The 21,262-nt window shown below is 67.8% G+C and carries 20 protein-coding genes; 17 read left to right on the top strand and 3 right to left on the bottom strand.

Annotation, left to right across the window (positions count from 1 at the left end; translation table 11 throughout):
* Nucleotides 1-308 precede the first annotated feature (308 nt).
* From FHP25_RS35065 to FHP25_RS35120, 12 genes are all read left to right on the top strand, one after another.
* Nucleotides 309-1,154, top strand: coding sequence for an IclR family transcriptional regulator (locus FHP25_RS35065; RefSeq protein ID WP_178134025.1), 846 nt, complete (start codon nt 309-311; stop codon nt 1,152-1,154).
* 631 nt (nt 1,155-1,785) lie between these two features.
* Entirely contained in the window at nt 1,786-2,619 is an 834-nt protein-coding gene (locus tag FHP25_RS35070) for a phytanoyl-CoA dioxygenase family protein (protein ID WP_178134026.1), read from the top strand.
* Between the two features lie 35 nt (nt 2,620-2,654).
* On the top strand, nt 2,655-3,986 hold the full coding sequence (locus FHP25_RS35075; RefSeq protein WP_147851653.1) for an NAD(P)/FAD-dependent oxidoreductase: 1,332 nt from the start codon (nt 2,655-2,657) through the stop codon (nt 3,984-3,986).
* Nucleotides 3,987-4,088: 102 nt separating this feature from the next.
* On the top strand, nt 4,089-5,879 hold the full coding sequence (locus tag FHP25_RS35080; protein WP_147851654.1) for a peptide ABC transporter substrate-binding protein: 1,791 nt from the start codon (nt 4,089-4,091) through the stop codon (nt 5,877-5,879).
* A 10-nt stretch (nt 5,880-5,889) separates the two neighbouring features.
* Nucleotides 5,890-6,846 (top strand): ABC transporter permease, encoded by a 957-nt coding sequence (locus FHP25_RS35085; RefSeq protein WP_147851655.1) that lies wholly within the window; start codon nt 5,890-5,892, stop codon nt 6,844-6,846.
* Complete coding sequence (locus FHP25_RS35090; RefSeq protein ID WP_147851656.1) at nt 6,812-7,750, top strand: ABC transporter permease; 939 nt, start codon at nt 6,812-6,814, stop codon at nt 7,748-7,750. The genes FHP25_RS35085 and FHP25_RS35090 overlap by 35 nt, the downstream gene beginning before the upstream one ends.
* A gap of 168 nt (nt 7,751-7,918) precedes the next feature.
* Nucleotides 7,919-8,290: a VOC family protein gene (locus FHP25_RS35095; protein ID WP_147851657.1), complete on the top strand. Its 372-nt coding sequence runs from the start codon at nt 7,919-7,921 to the stop codon at nt 8,288-8,290.
* Nucleotides 8,291-8,313: 23 nt separating this feature from the next.
* Nucleotides 8,314-9,285 carry an ABC transporter ATP-binding protein gene (locus FHP25_RS35100; RefSeq protein WP_147851658.1) on the top strand — a complete coding sequence of 324 codons (972 nt, stop codon included), beginning with the start codon at nt 8,314-8,316 and terminating at the stop codon, nt 9,283-9,285.
* Between the two features lie 21 nt (nt 9,286-9,306).
* The gene (locus FHP25_RS35105; protein WP_147851659.1) at nt 9,307-10,281 is read left to right on the top strand and encodes an ABC transporter ATP-binding protein; all 975 of its coding nucleotides are present in this window, start codon (nt 9,307-9,309) and stop codon (nt 10,279-10,281) included.
* A 16-nt stretch (nt 10,282-10,297) separates the two neighbouring features.
* Nucleotides 10,298-11,137: an enoyl-CoA hydratase-related protein gene (locus FHP25_RS35110; protein ID WP_147851660.1), complete on the top strand. Its 840-nt coding sequence runs from the start codon at nt 10,298-10,300 to the stop codon at nt 11,135-11,137.
* A 112-nt stretch (nt 11,138-11,249) separates the two neighbouring features.
* On the top strand, nt 11,250-12,611 hold the full coding sequence (locus tag FHP25_RS35115) for an LLM class flavin-dependent oxidoreductase (RefSeq protein WP_147851661.1): 1,362 nt from the start codon (nt 11,250-11,252) through the stop codon (nt 12,609-12,611).
* Nucleotides 12,612-12,686: 75 nt separating this feature from the next.
* A complete protein-coding gene (locus FHP25_RS35120) occupies nt 12,687-13,661 on the top strand; it encodes an NADPH:quinone oxidoreductase family protein (protein ID WP_147851662.1) in 975 nt (324 codons plus the stop codon).
* 12 nt (nt 13,662-13,673) lie between these two features.
* Here FHP25_RS35120 and FHP25_RS35125 read toward each other — a convergent pair whose 3' ends face one another.
* Both FHP25_RS35125 and FHP25_RS35130 read right to left on the bottom strand, forming a co-directional pair.
* On the bottom strand, nt 13,674-14,261 hold the full coding sequence (locus tag FHP25_RS35125) for a putative glycolipid-binding domain-containing protein (RefSeq protein WP_147851663.1): 588 nt from the start codon (nt 14,259-14,261) through the stop codon (nt 13,674-13,676).
* Nucleotides 14,262-14,281: 20 nt separating this feature from the next.
* Complete coding sequence (locus FHP25_RS35130; protein WP_147851664.1) at nt 14,282-15,121, bottom strand: LysR family transcriptional regulator; 840 nt, start codon at nt 15,119-15,121, stop codon at nt 14,282-14,284.
* Between the two features lie 130 nt (nt 15,122-15,251).
* Between FHP25_RS35130 and FHP25_RS35135 the strand changes: the two genes are divergently transcribed.
* Together FHP25_RS35135 and FHP25_RS35140 are read left to right on the top strand one after the other, a co-directional pair.
* Entirely contained in the window at nt 15,252-15,842 is a 591-nt protein-coding gene (locus tag FHP25_RS35135) for a cysteine hydrolase family protein (RefSeq protein ID WP_147851665.1), read from the top strand.
* A gap of 106 nt (nt 15,843-15,948) precedes the next feature.
* Nucleotides 15,949-16,506 carry a putative glycolipid-binding domain-containing protein gene (locus FHP25_RS35140; RefSeq protein ID WP_178134027.1) on the top strand — a complete coding sequence of 186 codons (558 nt, stop codon included), beginning with the start codon at nt 15,949-15,951 and terminating at the stop codon, nt 16,504-16,506.
* A gap of 18 nt (nt 16,507-16,524) precedes the next feature.
* Here the strand turns inward: FHP25_RS35140 and FHP25_RS35145 are convergent, their stop codons facing one another.
* Complete coding sequence (locus FHP25_RS35145; RefSeq protein ID WP_178134028.1) at nt 16,525-17,448, bottom strand: aminotransferase class IV; 924 nt, start codon at nt 17,446-17,448, stop codon at nt 16,525-16,527.
* A 70-nt stretch (nt 17,449-17,518) separates the two neighbouring features.
* Between FHP25_RS35145 and FHP25_RS35150 the strand changes: the two genes are divergently transcribed.
* From FHP25_RS35150 to FHP25_RS35160, 3 genes are all read left to right on the top strand, one after another.
* Nucleotides 17,519-18,427, top strand: coding sequence for a hydroxymethylglutaryl-CoA lyase (locus FHP25_RS35150; protein WP_147851668.1), 909 nt, complete (start codon nt 17,519-17,521; stop codon nt 18,425-18,427).
* 539 nt (nt 18,428-18,966) lie between these two features.
* Entirely contained in the window at nt 18,967-19,365 is a 399-nt protein-coding gene (locus tag FHP25_RS35155; RefSeq protein ID WP_178134029.1) for a hypothetical protein, read from the top strand.
* 185 nt (nt 19,366-19,550) lie between these two features.
* Nucleotides 19,551-21,158, top strand: a complete 1,608-nt coding sequence (locus FHP25_RS35160) for a carboxyl transferase domain-containing protein (RefSeq protein WP_147851669.1) — start codon at nt 19,551-19,553, stop codon at nt 21,156-21,158.
* Nucleotides 21,159-21,262: the final 104 nt, after the last annotated feature.

Raw genomic sequence — 21,262 nt, forward strand, 5'->3', positions numbered from 1 at the left:
GGGATGGAGCGATGGCAACGCCATCATGTTGGTGATATGCGAATATCAGCCTGCTGATGTCGGACTTGCGCGAAGCACTCATCTGTCATCCTGAGCGCAGCGAAGGATCTTTTGGACCGTCGTTTCGCACGAGCGGAACGTATCGGCGCACGGATATCGAGGGTGCTTCCCGTGCGGTCCCACGGCCCAAAAGATCCTTCGCTGCGCTCAGGATGACAGCGGCGTTGACCTCCGGGATGTGTCCACGCCATGGCGCTCTCGCGGGGAGGGGTGTAGGAGCGATAACCTTGCGTCGCACCGGGGGAAGCGTGGAACGTCGCAGCCAGTCAGTCGCCAGCATCGAGCCCGCAACGGACGAGCAGGCGGTCGTCAAGTCGGCCGCCCGCGTCCTGCGTGTCTTCGAGCTGTTCGGCGACATCCAGCGTGCCGCGCGGGCGGGCGAGATCGCCGAGCGGCTTGGCTTCCCGCAGTCGTCGACCTCGGTGTTGCTGAAAAGCCTTGCTCAGATCGGGTATCTCGAATTCGATCCCGCCGGCCGGACGTATCTTCCGTCCGCGCGCGTGGCGCTGCTTGGTGCCTGGCTATCGAATGCAGAAGGCAGCATCGCGCCGGTGATGGAGCTGATGGAGGAGCTCAGCCAGGAAACGGGCATGACCATCACGCTGTCGTCGCGCAACGGCATCTATGCCCAGTACATCCACGTCATCCAGGCGACCAGCACGCTGCGGCTTCACACGCCCACAGGCACGAACCGGCTGCTCGTATGGTCGGCAGCCGGCTTCGCGCTGATCAGCGACATGGACGATTCCTGGATCAAGTCGATGGTCCATCGCACCCGCAGCGAGGTGGTGGCCGGGCGGCGGAAGATCAATGCCGCCGCGGTCCAGGAGCATGTCCGGACATTTCGCCGGCAGGGCTACTTTTTTTCCAGGGAGCTCGTGACGCCCGGGGGCGGCCACATCTCGATGCGGCTGCCGGATCTCGACGGCACGCGGATGCGGCCGCTGGCGATCGGCATTTCCGGCTGGGTCGAGGACGTCCAGCGCGACGAGTCGCGCTTCGTGCGAGCGATGCGACGCGCGATCGACGTGCATTTCCGTCCACGCCGCTTGACCGCAAAGGGGCGGTCAAAACGGAACGCTCCGGGCGTGTGATCCATTCCTTCTCCGGAGGACAGGACGATCACGTGTGGCGGCCGGTGATCCTGCAACACGTCAAACTGTTGGGAGGCGATTGGTTGCCGATTTGTTCTTGATATTTGGCCGCCGATCGAGTACAAATAGTGTGATGGCACTGGTATTCCGTGCCGGCGTGATCGGATTCCAGTTCGGCGTTGCGGGGTTTCTGTCGGTTTCCGTCAGTTTCTGTCGGCCCCGAAAAAGCCGCTCAACTCATTGGAAGCGCGTCCAAAATGAGTTTCTGTCGTTTCTGTCGGAAGAAATCGCCTTCCCCCGCGAGGCACTGTGGGTGACACATCGTGCTGGAGGTCGGCTGTCATCCTGGGTGAGGCGACGGATCCTCTGGCCATCGGACTGCACGGGAGCCAACGATGACGCTCTGCGCCAACGCCGTTCGTGCAAAACGACGTCTAAAAGATCTTCGCTTCGCGCGGGATGACACAGGGAACCGCGCATGGCGCGGTCAGCGCAAATGGCGCAGACAATCCTGACCGATCTGTCCGCATTTGCCGCGACCGAGGGGCCGCTGGTGACGGCGCGGTTGCCAGCCCGTTATGGTGTTGCAATAGTCGATCCAACACAACAAGGCCTATGCGGGAGAAGCGCCATGCCATCCGTTCTGAGCCCGGCTCAGATCGCCGAGTACAACGAGCGCGGCTTCGTCATCGCGCGCGGCATGTTCTCGCCGGCGGAGATGGATCTGCTGACGCGGGCGATGGAGGAAGACCCGGCGGTGCGCGGCCACGTGCTGGACCGGCTCGACGGCGAGGGGCGCTCGACCCGGATCTCGCTGTGGAACCGGGCCGGCGACAGCGTCTATGGGCTGGCGGCGCGATGCGCGCGCATGGTCGACACCAGCGAGACGCTGCTGGGCGGCGCGGTGTACCACTACCAGTCCAAGCTGACGGCCAAGGAGCCGGCGGTCGGCGGCGCCTGGGAATGGCACCAGGACTATGGCTACTGGTACTACAATGGCTGCCTGCGGCCGGACATGCTGTCCTGCATGATCGCGCTCGACCGCACGACCCGGGAGAACGGCTGCCTGCAGATCGTGGAGGGCAGCCACCGGCTGGGCCGCATCGACCATACGCCGCTGACCCAGGGCCAGAACGAGGTCGACCCCAAGCGGATGACGCATATCTTGGCGCGCCACCCGATCGCCTACTGCGAGCTGGAAGCGGGCGACGTCCTGATCTTCCACTGCAACGCCATCCACCGCAGCGATGCCAACCGCTCCGACAAGCGCCGGTGGACCCTGCTGATCTGCTACAACCGGGTCGACAACGACACCATCACCCGGGACGACGACCGCTACTACGTGCCCCTCGACAAGGTCGATGACGCCGCCATCCTGCGTGCCGGACTGGCGTTCTCGCGCAGCGACCAGGAGCACTTCGCCTCGAAGCCCTACGTGCCCAGGCTGCCGACGGCGGCGGAGTAGGACCGGGCAGTTGCGTATGAGTGGGAGGACGCGCCGTGGCCGCTGACATCTTCCATCGCGACTTCAAGGCGGCGCCCTGGTGGTGGGAGTGGTGGCACCCGTCCAACGCGCTGTCGCAGGATCCACCGCGCAAGACCGACGTCCTGATCGTCGGCGCCGGCTACGGCGGGCTGTCGACGGCGCTGGAACTGCGGCGCGGCGGCATCGACGCCGTGGTGCTGGAGAAGGGCGATTTCGGCGTCGGCGCCAGCTCGCGCAACGGCGGCATGGTGAGCGGCGGGGTGAACCTGGGCAAGGGGATCTCGGGCAAGAGCCGCGACGCCGACGGCTGGCAGGCGCGCAAGAAGGCCCTGCTGGCCAGCGGCGTCGAATCGATGACCGCGATCGAGGACATCATCGCCCGCGAAGGCCTGCAGGCGCACTACATCCGGCATGGCCGCTTCATGGGCGCCTTCACCCCGGCGCACTATGCCGACCTCGCCGGCAAGGTCGACGATTTCAATGCCCTGGCCCAGGCCGGCGCCGAGATGCTGCCACGGGAGCGCCAGCGCGAGGCGATCGGGTCGGACTACTATTGCGGCGGCATGCTGGTCGAGCGCGCAGGCCATCTCCATCCCGCCTGCTACTACGGCAGCCTGCTGGCGGCGGCCCACAAGGCCGGGGCGGTGCTCTGCGCCCAGACCGAAGCGCTGGCCTACGAGCGCAAGCCGGGCGGCGGCTACGTGGTCAGGACCAGCAAGGGCGCCATCGAGGCCACCGAGGTCGTCGTCGCCACGAACGGCTATACCGGTGACGTCACGCCCTACCTGAGGCGCCGGCTGGTGCCGGTGGCCAGCCATATCATCGCCACCGAGGAGCTGCCGGACGGCTTGCCCGAGACGCTGATCCCCAACAGCCGGGCAGTGGCCGACACCAAGCGCGTGCTGACCTATTACCGGCTGTCGCCCGACGGCAAGCGCCTGATCTTCGGCGGCCGGGCGCGCTTCACCCAGGCGCCGCCGCAGGTCAGCGCGCCGGTGCTGCATCGCTACATGACCGACCGGTTCCCGCAGCTCAAGGGCGTGAAGATCACCCATGCCTGGACCGGCAATGTCGCGTTCGCCTTCGACTGGCTGCCGCACATGGGCCGCACGCCGGACGGCTTGCGCTACCTGATGGCGTGCAACGGCAACGGCGTGGCCATGATGACCTATCTCGGCCGCGAGACCGCGCGCAAGATCCGCGGCGGCTCGAACGCGCCGGCCAACGCCTTCGACACCGACGATTTCCCGACCCGGCGCTTCTACAACGGCGATCCGTCCTGGGCATTGCCGGTCGTCGGCGCCTGGTACCGTTTTCGCGATTGGTGGGACCGCCGCGCAGCGTAGCCGGCGTCAACGTGAGCGGCCGCTTCGCGTGCGCGGCATGGCTGGCATCCAATTTGCGTTGACGTATACTCGGCGATGGAGGTTTCGCTTAAGGGGGCTCTCATGAACGAACAAGAATTGCGCGGCCTGATCGAGGACGTGCAGGTCGGGCGCTTGTCGCGGCGCGGTTTCATCAACCGGATGGTGGGGCTGGGGCTGGCTGTCCCGTTGGCTGGGCAGATGCTGGCCCATGCCGGGGTGGCGCTGGCGCAGACGAAATTCGACTACAAGCCGACCAAGCGCGGCGGCGGCGGCGCGCTGAAGCTGTTGTGGTGGCAGGGCGCGACCCTGCTCAACCCGCACTTCGCCGTGGGCACCAAGGACCAGGAAGGCTCACGCATCTTCTACGAACCGCTGGCCGGGTGGGACGGGGAGGGCAACCTGGTGCCGGTCCTGGCCGCCGAGATCCCCAGCGTCGAGGACGGCACGCTGGCCAAGGACGGCATGTCGGTGACGTGGAAGCTCAAGAAGGACGTCACGTGGCACGACGGCAAGCCGTTCACGGCCGACGACTGTGTCTTCACGTGGGAATACGCGCGCGACCCGGCGACCGCGACCTACACCGTCTCCACCTATGGCGATGTCGACGTCGAGAAGGTCGATTCCCACACCGTCCGCGTGAAGTTCAAGAAGCCGACGCCGTTCTGGGCCGACGCCTTTGTCGGCACGCGCGGCATGATCATCCCCAAGCACCTGTTCGAGGCCTACAAGGGCGCCGCGTCGCGCGATGCGCCGACCAACCTGAAGCCGGTCGGCACCGGCCCCTACAAGTTCGCGGACTTCAAGCCCGGCGACATGGTCCGCGGCGAGATCAACCCCAACTATCACGAGCCCAACAAGCCTTATTTCGACTCGATCGAGATGAAGGGCGGCGGCGACGCGGTGTCGGCGGCGCGTGCCGTGATCCAGACCGGCGAGTACGACTACGCCTGGAACATGCAGGTCGAGGACGAGATCCTGCAGCGCCTGGAGAAGGGCGGCAAGGGACACGCCGTGATCACCCAGGGCGGCAACATCGAGTACATCGCGGTCAACTTCACCGATCCCTGGACCGAGGTCGACGGCGAGCGTTCCAGCCTCAAGACCAAGCATCCGCTGCTGTCCGATCCCGCCGTGCGCCAGGCGCTGGCCCTGCTGGTCGACCGCAAGTCGGTGCAGGACCACGTCTATGGCCGCACCGGCGTGGCCACCGGCAACTTCGTGAACAATCCGGAGCGCTTCAAGTCCAAGAACACCAAATGGGAGTTCAGCATCGACAAGGCGAACCAGGTTCTTGAAGCCGCCGGCTGGCTGAAGGGATCGGACGGCATCCGCGCCAAGGACGGCAAGAAGCTGAAGTTCGTGTTCCAGACCTCGATCAATGCGCCGCGCCAGAAGACGCAGCAGATCATCAAGCAGGCCTGCCAGAAGGCGGGCATCGATCTGGAGCTGAAGTCGATCACCGCCTCGGTGTTCTTCTCGTCCGACGTCGCCAACCCGGACACCTACACCAAGTTCTACTGCGACATCGAGATGTACACCACGACCATGGTGCAGCCCGATCCGGAGCAGTTCATGCTGCAGTTCCTGACGGTGGAGGTCGCGACCAAGGAGAACAAGTGGCAGGGCCGCAACATCACGCGCTGGCGCAACCCGGAATACGACAAGGCATTCCAGGCGGCGCAGGGCGAGCTCGACCCGGTCAAGCGCGCCGCCCTGTTCATCAAGATGAACGACATGGTGTGCAACGACTGGGCCGTCATCCCGGTGGTGTACCGGCCGCGCGTGGCGGCGATCTCCAGCCGGCTGCGGGCGCGGATGAGCGGCTGGGACAACGACCTCTGGGCCCTGAAGGACTGGTACCGGGAAGCTTAGGGCCGGGCTCGTGGCCCATTATCTGGCCCGGCGACTGATCATCGCGATTCCGAGCCTGCTCGGAATCAGCATCGTGCTGTTCACCGTGCTGGCGCTGGCGCCCGGCGATCCGTTCGAGGAGCTGGCCTCCAACCCGGCGGTGCCGCCTGAGGTGCGCGCCTCGCTGCGCGCCCAGTTCGGCCTCGACGATCCGATCTATGCGCGCTACCTGCACTGGCTGCTGGCGATGCTGCAGGGCGACTGGGGCTTCTCCTTCGCCAGCCGGGTGAACACCGACACCCTGATCCTGCAGCGCCTGCCGACGACGCTGTTCGTGATCGGCTCGGCCCAGGTGCTGGCGCTGATCATCGCCCTGCCGGTCGGGGTCTACGCTGCGACCCGGCCGTATTCGGTGTTCGATCAGATCGCCAACACCCTGGCCTTTGTCGGCTTCTCGCTGCCGACCTTCTTCACCGGCCTGCTGTTCATCCTGGTGTTCAGCATCTATCTCGACTGGCTGCCGTTCGTGTACAGCGACGTCACCGCCACCGGCTGGCGCTGGTACTGGGAGCATATCCGCCAGGCGCTGATGCCGATCGCCGTGCTCGGCCTGTTCCAGGGGGCGTCGATGACGCGCTACGTGCGCTCGTCGGTGCTCGACATGATCCGCCTGGACCACGTCACGACGGCGCGCTCCAAGGGGCTGGCCGAGGGCACGGTGGTGGTCAAGCACGTCGTGCGCAACGCCATGATCCCGGTGGTGACGCTGGTGGCCCTGCAGATGCCGATCGTCTTCGGCGGCGCGATCGTCACCGAGCAGATCTTCCGCATCCCCGGCATCGGCTCGTTGCTGATCAGCGCGATCCTGGCCAACGACACGCCCGTGATCATGGCGGTGACCTTCGTGTTCGCCTGCCTGGTCATCCTGTTCAACCTGATCGCCGACGTGCTCTATGGCTGGCTCGACCCTCGCATCGCCTATCGCTAGCCCCCAGGTGCGTGCCGCCCAGCGCAAGCACGTATCGCCCTGGCGCGAGGCGTGGCGCCGGTTCCGCCGCCACCGGCTGGCCGTCGCCAGCGTCGTGATCCTGGGGCTGATGGTGCTCCTGGTCGTCATCGGGCCGCTGGTCTGGCAGGTGCCGATCAACGAGATCGACTTCTCCGCCAAGCTGCAGGGGCCGTCCTGGCAGCACCCGCTGGGCACCGACGATCTGGGCCAGGACCTGCTGGCCCGCATGCTCTATGGCGGGCGCATCTCGCTGGCCGTCGGGCTGGCGGCGATGCTGGTGGCGATCGTGGTCGGCGTCGTGGTCGGTGCCGTCGCCGGCATCTCGCGCGGCAGCGTCGATGCGGCGCTGATGTGGCTGACCGACCTGTTCCTGTCGCTGCCACAGCTGCCCTTGCTGCTGCTGATCATCTACCTGTTCCGCGACCAGCTGAAGGACGTGGCGGGGCCGGAGATCGGGATGTTCATCCTGATCGTGATCGTGATCGGCGGCTTCCGCTGGATGCCGGTGGCGCGGCTGGTGCGGGCACAGTTCTTCTCGCTGCGCGAGAAGGAGTTCGTCGAGGCGGCGCGGGCGCTGGGCGCCTCCACGCCGCGCCTGGTGATACGCCACATCCTGCCCAACGCGCTGGGGCCGGTGATCGTGGCCGGCACCATCGACGTGGCGGCTGCCATCATCGCCGAATCGACCCTGTCCTTCCTCGGGCTGGGCTTTCCGCCCGACATCCCGACCTGGGGGCGCATCCTGTTCGACGCCAAGGACAACATCGACTTCGCGCCGCACTGGGTGCTGGCGCCCGGGGTCGCGATCTTCCTGGCCGTGCTCACCATCAACTTCATCGGCGATGGTCTGCGCGACGCCCTCGACCCGCGCAAGGTGATGTAGGAATGGAGTCGCTCTGCACACGTGCCGCCATCCTCCCCAGCTCTGCTGGGGAGGTGCCCCGAAGGGGCGGAGGGGAGCCGACGTGGTTTTGGTAGCTGAGACCGCGTGGGCTCCCCCTCCGGCCTTCGGCCACCTCCCCGAACTGCGTTGGGGAAGGGAGTGACGAATATGCTCGGCCATCTGTCCTTTGGCGTCGAGGACCTTGACCGGGCCGCGCGCTTCTACGATCGCATCCTGGCGCCGCTGGGCTTCGAGCGCGTCTGGAGCAACGAGCGCGGCGTCGGCTTCGGCGAGAAGGGGCGCGGCGACAAGCTGGCGCTCTTTGCGCGGCCGGGGCAGGTGGTGGCGCCGGGGGCGGGCTTCCATCTCGCCTTCGATGCGCCCAGCCGCGCTGCCGTGGACGCCTTCCATGCCGCCGCGATCGCCGGCGGCGGGCAGGATGCCGGCGGCCCGAGGCTGCGGCCGCATTATGGCGCGCAGTACTATGCTGCGTTCGTGATCGACCTCGATGGCTACAAGCTCGAGGCCGTTCATCAATAAGCGATGACGATCAGGGTGGCTGCATGGCCGAGCGCTTGCTCGAGATAAAGGGGCTGAAGACGCACTTCGCCACCGACGACGGCATGGTGCGGTCGGTCGACGGCGTCGACCTCAGCATCGACCGCGGCGAGACGGTGGGCGTCGTGGGCGAGTCGGGCTGCGGCAAGACGGTCACGGCGCTGTCGGTGCTGAAGCTGATCGCGATGCCGCCGGGCCGCATCGTCGCCGGCCAGATCCTGTGGCAGGGGCGCGACCTGGTGCCGCTCGGCGCCGACGAGATGCGCAAGATCCGCGCCAAGGAGATCGCGATCGTCTTCCAGGAGCCGATGACCTCGCTCAACCCGGTCTATACCGTGGGCGACCAGATCGCCGAGGTGATCCGCCTGCACGAGGGCCTGGGGCGCAAGGCGGCCCTGGACCGCGCTGCCGAGATGCTGCGCGTGGTGAACATCCCCAACCCGCAGCGGCGTGTGCACGACTATCCGCACCAGTTCTCCGGCGGCATGCGCCAGCGGGTGATGATCGCGATGGCGCTGTCGTGCAAGCCCAAGCTGCTGATCGCCGATGAGCCCACGACGGCGCTCGACGTCACCATCCAGGCCCAGATCCTGGAGCTGCTGGCCGAGATGAAGTCGACGTTCGGCATGGCGGTGATGCTGATCACCCATGCCATGGGCGTGGTGGCCGAGACGGCGCAGCGGGTGGTGGTGATGTATGCCGGCAAGGTCGTCGAGGAGGCGCCGGTGGGCGAGCTGTTCCGCGCGCCGCGGCATCCCTACACCCAGGGCCTGATCCGCTCGATCCCGCGCATCGACACCGCGTCGGTGAAGAAGACGCGCCTGGAGGCGATCGCCGGCGTGGTGCCGAGCCTGCTCGACCCGCCGGCCGGCTGCCGCTTCGCGCCGCGATGCCGCCACGCCCGGGCCGCCTGCCTGGAGGCCATGCCGGCGCTGCGCGAGGTCGGTCCGGGCCACAAGGTTGCCTGCATCCTGTAAGCGTCGAAGAGGGAACCGCCGATGGCCGAGCCGTTGCTGCGCGTCAAGGACCTGGTGAAGCGCTTCCCGGTCAAGGGCGGCCTGCTGTCGCGCGTGGTCGACCACGTCCACGCCGTCGACGGCGTGAGCTTCGAGCTGGGCGCCGGCGAGACGCTGGGCCTGGTGGGCGAGTCGGGCTGCGGCAAGTCGACCACCGGGCGCTGCATCCTGCGGCTGCTCGAGCCCACGTCCGGTGAGGTGTGGTTCGAGGGCAAGGACGTGCCGGCGCTCGGCAAGGGCGCCCTGCGCGCGCTCTGCCGCGACATGCAGATCATCTTCCAGGACCCGTACGCCTCACTCAACCCGCGCATGACGGTGGGCGCGATCATCGGCGAGGCGCTGACCATCCACGGCCTGGCGAAGAGCCGGCGCGCCTTCGAGGACCGCATCGTCGAGCTGCTCGAGACGGTCGGCCTGAACGCCGACCACATGCGGCGCTACCCGCACGAGTTCTCGGGCGGCCAGCGCCAGCGGATCGGGATCGCGCGGGCGCTGGCCGTGTCGCCCAAGCTGATCGTCTGCGACGAGCCTGTGTCGGCCCTCGATGTCTCGATCCAGGCGCAGGTCATCAACCTGCTGGAAGACCTGCAGCAGCAGTTCAGCCTCACCTACCTGTTCATCGCCCACGACCTGTCGGTGGTCGAGCACATCAGCACGCGCGTCGCCGTGATGTATCTGGGCCGCATCGTGGAGATCGCCTCGGCGCGCGATCTCTACACCCGGCCGCTGCATCCCTACACCGAGGCGCTGCTGTCGGCGGTGCCGATCCCCGATCCGTCGGTCAAGCGCCAGCGGATCATGCTGCAGGGCGACCCGCCCAGCCCGCTGCGGCCGCCGTCGGGCTGCCACTTCCACACGCGCTGTCCGATCCGCAAGCTGCCGCTGTGCAGCACCGAGGTGCCGACGCTCAAGGGCGGCCCGGACGGACATCTGGTGGCCTGCCACCTGCGCGGATAGCCCAAACGAGGACCTGATGACGACACCAGCCCATATCCTTGTCGACACGCCGCTGCCCGGCGTCAGCCGCATCACCTTGAACCGGCCCGAGAAGCGCAACGCGCTCAACAACCAGCTGCGCGGCGAGGTGTTCCAGACGCTCGAAGCCAACGATCGCGACTCGGCAGTGAAGGTCACCGTGATCCGCGGGGCGGGGCCGGCGTTCTGCGCCGGCTATGACCTGTCGGCGGACAACCGTGTCGAGCAGCCGTACCATACCGCCGGCGGGCTGGGGCAATGGCCGCGGCACGTGGTCGATGGCTGGTTCCATGTCTGGGACCTCGCCAAGCCGGTGATCGCGCAGGTGCATGGCTACTGCCTGGCCGGCGGCACCGAGCTCGCGACCTCGTGCGATCTGGTCTACGTCGCCGAGGACGCCCAGATCGGCTATCCGCCGGTGCGGCTGATGAGCCCGCCCGACATGCAGTTCCATCCCTGGCTGATGGGCATGCGCCAGGCCATGGAGTCGATGCTGACCGGTGATTCGCTCAGCGGCGCCGAGGCGGCGGCGCGGGGCTGGGCCAACCGCGCCTGGCCCGCCGCGCAGCTCGAGGCCGAGGTGCTGAAGCTCGCCGAGCGGGTGGCCAAGGTCCCCAGCGACATCCAGCAGATCAACAAGCGCAGCGTGCACCGCGCCATGGAGATTATGGGCATGCGGGCGGCGATCCGGGCCGGCACCGAGCTGCAGGCGCTGTGCTTCAACACCGAGTCGAGCCGGGCCTATATGAGCCGGTTCCGGCGCGACGGCGAGAGCGTGTCCAAGCTGCTGAGCGAGCGCGACGCCGCCTTCGGCGACTACCGCGAGCGGCGCAAGTAGCCCGGCGCGCTAAACAAAATCTTATTGCCGCTTAAGTTATTCTCGGTGGCGCGGCGCGCGGCCAGGGCCGACATCAGGGGGACGACTTGCGGCAGAGAGGCACGAGGTGACCATGGCCAGCTCTCGTCAATTGCGTCTGGGTGCCTTCATGCGGCCCGTCAGCATCCATACCGCGGCCTGGCGCTACCCCGGCGCTTTCCCCGATGCCAACTTCAATTTCGCCCACCTCAAGCGGTTCGCGCAGACCCTGGAGCGCGGCCGCTTCGACGCCTTCTTCATGGCCGACCACCTGGCCGTGCTGAACATGCCCATGGACGCGCTCAAGCGCAGCGCGACCGTGACGTCGTTCGATCCCGCGACCCTGCTGCCGGCCCTGGCGGTGGTGACCGAGCATCTCGGGCTGATCGCCACCGGCTCCACCACCTTCGACGTGCCCTATCATCTGGCGCGCCGCTTCGCGTCGCTCGATCACCTGAGCGGCGGCCGTGCCGGCTGGAACATCGTGACCACGTCGAACCCCGACGCGGCCTTGAATTTCGGCCTCGAGGAGCATGTCGAGCACGACGAGCGCTACACGCGGGCGCGCGAGTTCTTCGATGTCGTCACCGGCCTGTGGGACAGCTGGGCCGACGATGCCTTCATCCGTGATGTCGAGAGCGGCATCTATTTCGACCCCGAGAAGATGCATGTGCTGAACCACAAGGGGCCGAACTACTCGGTGCGCGGCCCGCTCAACGTTGCCCGCCCGGTCCAGGGCTGGCCCGTGATCGTGCAGGCCGGGGCATCGGAGGCCGGCAAGCAGCTCGCGGCCGAGACCGCCGAGGTGGTCTTCGCCGGCACCGGCAGCCTGGCCGACGGACAGCGCCTCTATGCCGACATCAAGGGGCGCATGCGCAAGCTGGGGCGCGATCCCGACCATCTGAAGATCCTGCCCGGCTGCTTCGTGGTGGTCGGCGACAGCGCCGAGGAGGCGCGCCGCAAGCGGCTGCATCTCGACAGCCTCGTGCACTACGACAGCGCCATCGCCTCGCTGTCGATCGCGCTGGGCACCGATGCGTCGAAGTTCGATCCGGATGGGCCGCTGCCCGAGATCCCCGAGACCAATGCCAGCAAGAGCGGCCGCGAGCGGGCGATCGCGCTCGCCCGGCGCGAGAACCTGACCGTGCGCCAGCTGGCGCAGCGCCTGGGCGGCTTCTCCGGCACCGCGATGGTCGGCACGCCGGCGATGATCGCCGACCAGATGGAGGAATGGCTGTTCTCCAACGGCAGCGACGGCTTCAACGTGATGTTCCCCTACCTGCCCGAGGGGCTTGACGATTTCGTGGACCGCGTCGTGCCCGAGCTGCAGCGTCGCGGCCTGCTGCGGCGCGAGTACGAAGGCCGGACCTTGCGCGAGAATCTCGGCCTGCCACGGCCCGAGAACCGCTTCTTTCCGAAGCAGCCGGACCATCTCGCACAGCGCGACGTCGCCTGAACCAACCCTGTCCCGGCCGTGTCATGGCTGCGTATACAGGAGTCCGAGCCTGGCCTGGGACGGGGTGATGTGACGATGCGCGCAGTTCAATCGGATACGCTGGACTCGCTGGACGCCTATGCCGCCGTCGAGCTGCCGAAGCCGGCGCCGGCCGCGACCGAGGTGCGCATCAAGGTGGCCGCCTGCGGTATCGGCTTCGTCGATGCCCTCGTGGCGCTGGGCCGCTATCAGGTCAAGCCGCCGCTGCCGCACATCCCGGGCAGCGAGGTTGCAGGCGTGGTCGACGCGCTCGGCGCGTCCGTCAGCGGCCTGTCGGTCGGCGATCGTGTGATCGGCCAGGCGCGCGGCGGCTTCGCGGAATACGCCGTCGTGCCGGCCGTGGCCGTGGCGCGCATCCCCGACGTCATGCGCTTCGAGCAGGCGGCCGGGTTCCGCACCAACTACCTCACCGCATTGCATGGGCTGCGCGACCGTGCCCATCTGGCGCCGGGCGAGCGCCTGCTGGTGATCGGCGCGGCCGGCGGTGTCGGCCTGGCGGCTGTCCAGATCGGCCGGCTGCTGGGCGCCAAGGTGATCGCCGTCGCCTCAACCGCCGAGAAGCGGGCGCTGGCCGCCCGGCACGGCGCCGAGATCACGCTCGATCGCGAGGTCGACGGCTGGCGCGACCGCCTGAAGGCGGCGGTCGGCTGCGGCATCGACGTGGTGTTCGATCCGGTCTGTGGTCCGTTGTTCCAGCCGGCGTTCCGGTCCCTGAACTGGGGCGGGCGCCACCTCGTGATCGGCTTCGCCGGCGGCGCCATCCCGGCGCTGCCCGCCAACCTGCCGCTGATGAAGGGCGCGGCGCTGGTCGGCGTCGATGTCCGCCAGTTCGCCCAGGTCTTCGAGGCCGACAAGGCCCAGGCGCAGCTCGACGAGCTGCTCGGCTGGGTCGGGCAGGGCAAGCTCGAGCCGCCGGTGGGGCGGGTCTTTCCCTTCGACGAGTTCCGCGCCGCCTTGGCCTTTGCCTATAGCGGCGAGGGTGTCGCCAAGACGGTGCTGGCCATCGACTGAGCCGGCCATCGGTCAGCCGCTGGCCATGCCCTCCGCCAGGCGCCGCCAGATGCCGGCGTAGTCGGTCGGCAGTCCGTCATCATCGACATCGATCAGGGCCTCGAAGCCGCTGGTCAGGCTGCGGTAGCGGTACTGCATCGCCGCCACCCGCTCGTAGGATTGCTCTGCCGCCACGATCTCGAGGCAGGGGAAGCGCACCCAGGCGGCGCGAATGACCTGCGACTCGCCGACTCCGAGCCGCAGCCGGTTCACGGGCAGGGCATTGGTGGAGGGGCTGATGCCGAGATCCACATCGGTGCAGCCTGCCAGCGTCGGCACCGGCTTGCCATCCACCAGCCATGTGCCGTCGCCGTCGTGCGTCAGCCCCAGCGCCCGGCGACGGCCCTGGTAGGTCTGCGCCACGTCCACCGAGCGGGTGCGCCAGGCCTCATCGCAGTGCACGCGGTAGTCCATCCGCAGCGGCGCGCCGCCCTCGGCGACCAGCACGACGCCCGACAGCGCCGGGCCGGCAGCTGGTCGCGAGAGGCGCGCCAGCTCGAAGCTGAGGTCATCCATGACCCGCCGCCACATGATCTCCCGGTCTGCCGATGGATCGCTCATGGCCCTCACCCTGTCACAGCTCAACGGAATGGTGCAAAGCAGCGGCGCAGCCAGGCAAGCACCGCCTGCGCCGCCGCATCGCGCTTCAGGTGGCTCTGCATCAGCAGCCAGATCGGGCGCGTGTCCCGCAGCCGCGTCGCGATCAGGCCGGGGTGCTCGCGCAGGTCCCGGCACAGGTACTCGGGCAGGATGCCCGCAGCGCCGCCCGAGGCCACCGCTTCGCGGATGATGCGTGCCTGGTCGGTCACCAGACGGGAGGCTGCCTGCAGTCCCGCTGCCTTGAGATGCCGGCTTTCGGGCGTGAAGGCGAGATCTTCCGGGTAGCTGCAGATGACGGGGCGGTCGTCACCGGCATGGTGGCGCGGCATGAGCAGCCACAGGCTGTAGTCGCCCAGCTTGGAGATGGTGAAGTCGCCGCGCTCGGGGCGCCGCAGCCGCAGCGCGAAGTCGGCTTCCCACCGCGAGAAGTTCACGTTCTCGCTCGCCGTCACGAGGCGGAGGCTGATGCCGGCATTCTGCTGCAGGAACGCGACGGCCTGCGGCGCGAGGATCTCCTCGGCCAGCGACGCCGTGGAAGCGATTCGGAAGCTGCCGGTCAGCGTGTCCCGGGTCTGGCCGACGTGGCGGATCGCACCCACCTGCCGCGCGACGGCCTCGATGCGGCTCACGACCTCGACACCGGCCGATGTCGGCCGGCGCCTTCCGTCGACGGCATCGAACAGCGTCACGCCCAGCGCCTTCTGCACTCGCGCGATGCGCCGCGCCACGGTGGTCTCGTCGACGCGCAGGCTCGCTGCGGCAGCGGCATAGGTGCCGCCGTCGCGAACCGCCAGGATGATCCGCAGGTCGTCCCAGTTCATGGCGCGATCGTAGGCGGGCCGCCGTCCGACCTGCAAGAATGCAGCCCGGGGCCGCGAAGTCTCGGCGTGATTGCAGGCCCGGCGTCGCGCATGGCTGGCCGGGTCGCTGATGAGGGACCAGGAGCCACCCATGCCCAAGACGCTTTTGCAGCTCGCCAATGCCGACCTCGCCCCCGCCAAGGTGAGCGAGGCAGCGCTTGTGCTGATCGATATCCAGAACGAGTACCTCGCGGGACCGATCGCGTTGCCCGACGCGAAGCCGGCGGTAGCGGCGGCGCAGCGTCTGCTGGACGCCGCCCGGCGAGCGCAGGCGCCGATCTTCCACATCGCCCATCGCGGGCGGGCCGGCGGCCTGTTCGACCGCGACGCCGAGCGTGGGCAGATCGTCAGCGTCCTCGCCCCGGCGATAGGCGAGGCGGTCGTCGAGAAGCCGCTGCCCAACAGCTTCGCCGGCACCAACCTGCATGAGCTGCTGGCCGCGACGGGCCGCAAGAACCTGATCCTCGCGGGCTTCATGACCCATATGTGCGTCAGCTCGACGGCGCGGGCCGCCACCGACCTCGGCTATCGCGTGACGATCGATGCCAGCGCTTGCGCGACCCGCGACCTGCCGGGCCTCGGCGGCAGCGTCGTGACCGCCCAGACCCTGCATGAGGTGGCGCTGGCGGAGCTGGCGGACCGTTTTGCGATCATCGCCAGCGGCAGCCACGAGCTGGCATAGAACGGTCGACCATCAGGTCCGAAAGTCGCGATTTACCTCTTCGCAGGCGCCTGCGGCGGCGGCAGGATCCGGACGTTGGGGCACGGCGTCAGTGGAGGATCGCGGCATGATCAGGACTATCGTGGCGCGCTGGCAGGACTGGGCCGGCGAGGGGCTGCAGCAGCTCGTCCTGACGGAGGCGCCGGCGCAGATCGTCGCGGAGGTCAGCGTGATAGGGGCCGAGGAGGGCGAGCGCGTCGCTGCGAGCTTTCGCATCCAATGCGACGGTGCCTGGCGCACCCGGCGGCTGCAGGCCAGCGTCCTGGGCGACGAGCGCCGCATCGACCTGGTTGGCGACGGCGAGGGCACCTGGCATGACGCGGACGGCAGGACGCTGTCTGGCCTGGCCGGCGCCATCGATGTCGATCTGCCGCTGACGCCCTTCACCAACACGCTGCCGATACGGCGGCTGGACCTGCGCGCCGGACAGTCCGCGGACCTGCGTGTGGTCTACGTCATCCTGCCGGCGTTCACGGTCAGCGTCGACCCGCAGCGCTACACCTGCCTCGAGCCGATGCGGCGCTATCGCTACGAATCGCTCGACAGCGATTTCGTCCGTGAGGTCGAGGTCGATGCGGACGGCTTGGTCGTGACCTACCCGGACCTGTTCCGGCGGGTCGTCTAGCCCGGTCCCACGCTGGAGCTACAGGCGGTCCAGGTACTGCTTCACGAAATCGCAGCCGACCGTCGCGATGTAGGCGTCCGTCAGGCGCTTGGTGATCGGTCCGGGAACCTTGCCGTTGCCGACCGCCTGTCCGTTGAAGCTGCGCACCGGCAGGATGCACAGGCTGGTCGAGGTCAGGAACATCTCTTCGGCGTTGGCGGCATCGAACAGGTCGATGTCGCGCTCGGCGCAGGCGATGCCCAGCTGCCCGGCAAGGTCCATGGTCATCTGCCGGCTGACGCCGGGCAGCACGAACTTCTCGCGCGGCGTCTGCAGCGCGCCATCGCGCACGATGAAGATGTTGCTGCCCAGGCCCTCGGCCAGATTGCCGTTGACGTCGAGCAGCACGGCCCAGGCCTCGGGATCGGCCGCCTTGACGGGCTGCTCGGCCACGATCATGTTCAGGTAGTTGTGGGTCTTGGCGCGCGGGCTGAGCATGTCGGGCGCCGTGCGGCGCTGCGGCGGCACGACCACATCGGCACCGTCCCGGAAATGGCGGGCCCGGGCCTTGAGCGGCAGGGGCAGCACCTCGACCACGACGTTGGGACCGGTGTGCTCCCAGCCTTCGTCGCCTACGGCATCGACGCCGCGGCTGACCCGCTGCCCGACCCACCAGTCGCCATGCGCCGCCCGCAGGTGCTCGTTGCGCGCGACGATCTCCTCGCTGATCGCGACCATCTCCTTCGGCGACACGCCGGGATCGATGCGCAGATAGCGCAGCGAGCGGTAGAAGCGGTCGATATGCTCCTTCAGCCGGAAAGGCTGGCCCTCGAACGTGCGGGTCATGTCGAAGGCGCCGTCGCCATACTTCCAGCTCCGGTCGCGGAACGGGATCATCACCTGCCCCTCGGGCATGAACTGGCCGTTGAACCAGGCGACGCGGGTATTCGACAGGGCGCTCATGCTGGGCTCCGGGATGACAGTCGGCGTTTCCTGCGCCAAGCTAGCCCAGCCATTGTGGAGTGCAAGGATCATGGATCTGCCCAAGCGCGTGCGCCTGGTCGAGGTCGGGCCGCGCGACGGCCTGCAGAACGAGGCCAAGCCGGTACCCGTCGACGTCAAGGTCGAGCTGATCGACCGGCTGACGGCGGCTGGCCACACCACCGTCGAATCAGGCAGCTTCGTCTCGCCCAGATGGGTGCCGCAGATGGCCAGCACGGACGAGGTGATGGCCCGCATCAACCGCAAGCCGGGCGTGTCCTACCCGGTGCTGGTGCCCAACAAGCAGGGCATGAACGGCGCCGTCGAGGCCCGATGCGAGGAGGTGGCGGTGTTCACCGCCGCCTCGGAGGCGTTCTGCCGCAAGAACACCAATTGCTCGATCGATGAAAGCTTCGAGCGGTTCGCGCCGGTGATCGAGGCGGCGCAGAAGCACGGCATGCGGGTGCGCGGCTATATCTCGACCGTGGTCGCCTGCCCCTATAGCGGCGATGTGGCGCCCGAGGCTGTTGCGATCCTCGCCGACCGCTTGTTCCGCATGGGCTGCTACGAGATCTCCCTGGGCGACACCATCGGTGTCGGCACGCCGGCCAAGTGCGTCGCCATGGTCGATGCCGTAGCCCAGCACGTGCCGCGCGAGAAGCTGGCGGCGCATTTCCACGATACCTACGGCCAGTCCCTCGCCAACATCCTGGCGGTGATGGGGCGCGGCATCACGGTTTTCGACACTGCCGTGGCCGGGTTGGGCGGTTGCCCGTATGCCAAGGGCGCTTCGGGCAATGTCGGGACCGAGGACGTGATCTACATGCTCAACGGTCTGGGCATCGCCCACGGCGTCGACCTCGACGCCATCGCCGAGACCGGCCGCTTCATCTGCGCTGCCCTGGGGCGTGAGCCGGCCTCCAAGGTGGCGCAGGCGCTGAAGGCGCAATGCGCGGCATGACGGCGCCAGTCCTTGGTGCAGCTCTGCGAGCAACAACGATCTCTTTGTGGGGTGCGTCTCGAGACAGCGGTGCATCATGCGCGCGCCAACCGCGTCATCGCACTGCGCGGCATTGGAAGTTGTACGCAGCATTTTTGATTCATCCGCGTCATCGAATGCGCGCGCGAGTTGACTTCCCGACAAGGCACGATACTCTCCGTTCAAACGAGAACGAAATGCGAGCGGGGAGTTCGGTGATGAAGCACGTGGCTGTTGTCCGGATGCCGGCATCGGCAAGCCCGGCCATCCAGCCGCCAGAACGTGCCCGGCACCGCGCGCTTTCCCGGTGATGGCAGTGGTCGTCGTACGGCACGGCGGCCTGGACTTGCTTAGGTTTCTCGTGCCAGGGCGCCGGTGGTCAGCGATGTCACCGGTGTGGCTGGACCCCGGACCGGCTTACGCGATGGTTGGCATCGGTGCCGTGACCGGATCGGGCAGGGCGCCGGCCCGACTCTCGGCGCAACGGTGACGGCTTCAGCTCTCCTATAAGGGAGGAGTGGATGATCGTGGAAATCGGCAGCCATGACAGCAGTGGTGGTCCCAACCCCTATACACCGACCGTTGGCGGAATCGCCGATGCACCGATGGAGCTGCCAGGCGCTGCCGCAGCGCCAGCCGCGCCCCGTGCCAAGCGGGCGGCGGCCAGGAAGCCTGCGGTGAAGAAGGCCGCCAGGAAGGCAGCGAAGAAGGCGATCAGGAAAGCCGCGAAGAAGGTAGCCGAGAAGGCACCAAAGAAAGCGGTCAAGAAGGCTGCGAAGAAGGCACCGAAGAAGGTAGCCAAGAAGGCACCGAAGAAGGCCGCCAAGAAGGCCGTGAAGAATGCGGCCAAGAAGGCTGGCAAGGAGAAGGTTGCCAAGAAGAAGGCGGCCAAGAAGAAGGCGGCCAAGAAGAAGCAGTAGGGTGCCAGGGCGTCGGGGGGCACCTTGCGCGAGGCGTGGCTCCCCGGCTCAGAACAGTCTGCTTGGGAAGGTGATGTCTGCGTTTGTAGTCGGCCTCAGCGCCGGTGTGGAGCGTAGCTCAGCAAGCCCCTTGCCTTGAGACCCCAGATGGGTACGGTGCAGCAGTTTCAACTGCCGTAGTCACCATGTCCGTCCTCCGGTCTGCCCTCGACACCCGTTCCTCCGCCTTCAAGGAAAACGTCGCCGCCATGCAGGCGCGCGTCGATGAGCTGCGCGACAAGGTCGAGCAGGTCCGGCTGGGCGGCGGCCCGGAGGCCCGCGAACGGCACATCAAGCGCGGCAAGCTGTTGCCGCGCGAACGGGTCCGCACCCTGCTCGACCCGGGTTCGCCCTTCCTCGAGCTGTCGCAGCTTGCTGCCTACGACATGTACGACAACGCCGCGCCCTCGGCCGGCGTGATCACCGGCGTCGGGCGGGTATCGGGTGTCGAATGCGTCATCGTGTGCAACGACGCCACGGTGAAGGGCGGCACCTACTACGCGATGACGGTCAAGAAGCATCTGAGGGCGCAGGAGATCGCCCTTCAGAACCGCTTGCCCTGCATCTATCTCGTCGACTCGGGCGGCGCCAATCTGCCGGAATGGCCCGACGTGTTTCCGGACCGGGATCATTTCGGCCGCATCTTCTACAACCAAGCCAATCTCAGCGCCCAGGGCATCCCGCAGATCGCGGTGGTGATGGGCAGCTGCACCGCCGGCGGCGCCTATGTGCCGGCCATGAGCGACGAGACCGTGATCGTCCGGCGCCAGGGCACGATCTTCCTCGGCGGCCCGCCGCTCGTGAAGGCTGCCACGGGCGAGGTGGTGAGCGCCGAGGACCTGGGCGGCGCCGATGTTCATGCCCGCACCTCGGGGGTGGCCGACCACTACGCGCTGAACGACACCCACGCGTTGGGCACTGCGCGGCGCATCGTTGCCAACCTCAACTGGCGCAAGCAGCCGACCCTGCTGATGCAGGCGCCACGCGACCCGCTGTATGCGGCGGACGAGCTCTACGGCATCATTCCGACCGACCCGCGCACTCCTTACGACGTGCGTGAGGTCATCGCCCGCTTGGTCGACGGCAGCGAGCTGGACGAGTTCAAGCAGCTCTATGGCACCACGCTGGTGACCGGCTTCGCCCATATCCACGGCTACCCCGTCGGGATCGTGGCCAACAACGGCATCCTGTTCAGCGAATCGGCGATGAAGGCGGCGCACTTCATCGAGCTTTGCGGCCAGCGCGGCATCCCTTTGCTGTTCCTGCAGAACATCACCGGGTTCATGGTCGGGCGCAAATACGAGGCCGGTGGCATCGCCAAGGACGGCGCCAAGATGGTCACGGCCGTGGCCACGGTGCAGGTGCCGAAATTCACGGTGGTGATCGGCGGCAGCTACGGCGCCGGCAACTATGGCATGTGCGGCCGCGCCTACAGCCCGCGGTTCCTGTGGATGTGGCCGACCGGCAAGGTGGCGCTAATGGGCAGCGAGCAGGCGGCCAGCGTGCTGGCCACGGTGCGCCGCGACAACATCGAGGCCAAGGGCGGCACCTGGCCGGCCGAGGAGGAGGAGGCTTTCAAGAAGCCGATCCGCGATCAGTTCGACGACCAGAGCCGCCCTTATTTCGCGACGGCGCGGCTGTGGGACGATGGCATCATCGACCCCCTAGACACCCGTGCCACGCTGGCGCTGGCGATGTCCGCCACCCTGAACCAACCGATCGGCCCGACCCGCTTCGGTGTCTTCCGGATGTAGCGCCGGGGGGCGCCGCGGCCCCATTGTCATCCCGAGCGCAGCGCGGGATCTTCCGCCGGGCGCAGTGTGCGCCGCCGCGAAAATTCCGCGCTGCGCTCGGGATG

Source organism: Vineibacter terrae (assembly GCF_008039615.1).
Taxonomy (GTDB): Bacteria; Pseudomonadota; Alphaproteobacteria; order Reyranellales; family Reyranellaceae; genus Vineibacter; species Vineibacter terrae.

Bases quoted from the DNA above. Each gene is read 5' to 3' on its own strand.
- FHP25_RS35070 (WP_178134026.1), top strand. From the start codon at position 1,786: ATGCCATCCGTTCTGAGCCCGGCTCAGATCGCCGAGTACAACGAGCGC.
- FHP25_RS35080 (WP_147851654.1), top strand. From the start codon at position 4,089: ATGAACGAACAAGAATTGCGCGGCCTGATCGAGGACGTGCAGGTCGGG.
- FHP25_RS35090 (WP_147851656.1), top strand. From the start codon at position 6,812: ATGGCTGGCTCGACCCTCGCATCGCCTATCGCTAGCCCCCAGGTGCGT.
- FHP25_RS35095 (WP_147851657.1), top strand. From the start codon at position 7,919: ATGCTCGGCCATCTGTCCTTTGGCGTCGAGGACCTTGACCGGGCCGCG.
- FHP25_RS35100 (WP_147851658.1), top strand. From the start codon at position 8,314: ATGGCCGAGCGCTTGCTCGAGATAAAGGGGCTGAAGACGCACTTCGCC.
- FHP25_RS35105 (WP_147851659.1), top strand. From the start codon at position 9,307: ATGGCCGAGCCGTTGCTGCGCGTCAAGGACCTGGTGAAGCGCTTCCCG.
- FHP25_RS35110 (WP_147851660.1), top strand. From the start codon at position 10,298: ATGACGACACCAGCCCATATCCTTGTCGACACGCCGCTGCCCGGCGTC.
- FHP25_RS35115 (WP_147851661.1), top strand. From the start codon at position 11,250: ATGGCCAGCTCTCGTCAATTGCGTCTGGGTGCCTTCATGCGGCCCGTC.
- FHP25_RS35120 (WP_147851662.1), top strand. From the start codon at position 12,687: ATGCGCGCAGTTCAATCGGATACGCTGGACTCGCTGGACGCCTATGCC.
- FHP25_RS35125 (WP_147851663.1), bottom strand. From the start codon at position 14,261: ATGAGCGATCCATCGGCAGACCGGGAGATCATGTGGCGGCGGGTCATG.
- FHP25_RS35130 (WP_147851664.1), bottom strand. From the start codon at position 15,121: ATGAACTGGGACGACCTGCGGATCATCCTGGCGGTTCGCGACGGCGGC.
- FHP25_RS35135 (WP_147851665.1), top strand. From the start codon at position 15,252: ATGCCCAAGACGCTTTTGCAGCTCGCCAATGCCGACCTCGCCCCCGCC.
- FHP25_RS35140 (WP_178134027.1), top strand. From the start codon at position 15,949: ATGATCAGGACTATCGTGGCGCGCTGGCAGGACTGGGCCGGCGAGGGG.
- FHP25_RS35145 (WP_178134028.1), bottom strand. From the start codon at position 17,448: ATGAGCGCCCTGTCGAATACCCGCGTCGCCTGGTTCAACGGCCAGTTC.
- FHP25_RS35150 (WP_147851668.1), top strand. From the start codon at position 17,519: ATGGATCTGCCCAAGCGCGTGCGCCTGGTCGAGGTCGGGCCGCGCGAC.
- FHP25_RS35155 (WP_178134029.1), top strand. From the start codon at position 18,967: ATGATCGTGGAAATCGGCAGCCATGACAGCAGTGGTGGTCCCAACCCC.
- FHP25_RS35160 (WP_147851669.1), top strand. From the start codon at position 19,551: ATGTCCGTCCTCCGGTCTGCCCTCGACACCCGTTCCTCCGCCTTCAAG.